Annotated in this window: 3 protein-coding genes; all 3 read left to right on the top strand. The window is 40.7% G+C overall.

From position 1 onward, the window contains the following. Nucleotides 1–173: 173 nt before the first annotated feature. Complete coding sequence (locus BQ17_RS09060) at nucleotides 174–620, top strand: PIN domain-containing protein (RefSeq protein WP_089726326.1); 447 nt, start codon at nucleotides 174–176, stop codon at nucleotides 618–620. 2 nt (nucleotides 621–622) lie between these two features. After that, nucleotides 623–853, top strand: coding sequence for a hypothetical protein (locus BQ17_RS09055; protein WP_089726324.1), 231 nt, complete (start codon nucleotides 623–625; stop codon nucleotides 851–853). After that, on the top strand, nucleotides 819–1,061 hold a 243-nt coding region (locus tag BQ17_RS22520; protein WP_218068190.1), incomplete at its 3' end, for a hypothetical protein. The genes BQ17_RS09055 and BQ17_RS22520, both read left to right, overlap by 35 nt.

The following is a 1,061-nucleotide window of genomic DNA, read 5'->3' as shown; positions in this document are numbered from 1 at the left end:
GAGGCTGTCTAAAAACTAACATATTGATTTCAAAGCGGTAGGCTGGGTCGAGGGACGAGACCCAGCAAGCCAGACTTGCCCGTAAACGCTGGGTTTCGTTCCTCAACCCAGCCTACCGTCTACTTTGGCCTATGGCCCTTTTTTAGACAGCCTCTTAGACTCACAACAAGACAATGAAAAAAGGAACAAAACTATACCTTGATAATTGTTGCTTCAATAGACCGTATGATGATCAATCATCTCTACCCATACGGCTTGAAACTGAAGCGAAGCTGGATATTCAGGAAAAAATAGAATCGAATGAGCTTTCTTTGGGGTGGTCTTATATCCTTGACTTCGAAAATAATGCTAACCCTTTTGTAGAAAGGAAAATTGAAATTCAAAGATGGAGAGAATTAGCTAATTCATTTGCCCTTGAATCAGAGGAAATTCTTTTTGAAATGGATAAATTAACTGCTATTGGCTTGAAAGCTGTTGATGCCTTGCATGTAGCATGCGCAATCTATCTGAACTGTGAGTATTTCTTGACAGTAGACAAAGAGATAATAAAGAAGGCTTATAAAATATCACAGATTAAAATAGTAAATCCTATAACCTTGGTAATAGGGAAGGCGTCGTAGCAATGAGAACAGATTCCGAAATAAAAATGTCCGGGTTTGAAATATTGAATCATCATCTTGGTATAGTTGAAGCTGAGAAATTTATCGCTCTTATTCAAAGAGAAAAATTTGATTATACAAAATGGAGAGCGAATATTTTTGAAGGATTGAGCGGAAAAGAAATAAGTAGAAGAGCTATGGAGTTTCAGAACAGTTTAGATGCAGGAGAACGAGAAAACGGAGACAGATCCTGATGCATCCCCATGGAAAACATGGTCTGTCCCCATCGCAACAATCAGTGTATTGGTATGGGGCAGACCACACCTTGAGGAGACTAAGAATAAAAGAATAAAAAGACACCCACTTTGTCCCGCGGAAGAAGAGGCAGCCCCGCCCATAGAGGAAGACGACGGTGAAATCGGAGAGCCAATCACACCCGAGCCTGCTCTGAGCTTCGACGAA

Source organism: Candidatus Thiosymbion oneisti (assembly GCF_900092655.1).
Lineage (GTDB): Bacteria > Pseudomonadota > Gammaproteobacteria > Chromatiales > Chromatiaceae > Thiosymbion > Thiosymbion oneisti.
The sequence above is the reverse complement of the archived record's forward strand: the minus strand, read 5'-3'. Positions and strand labels throughout refer to the sequence as shown.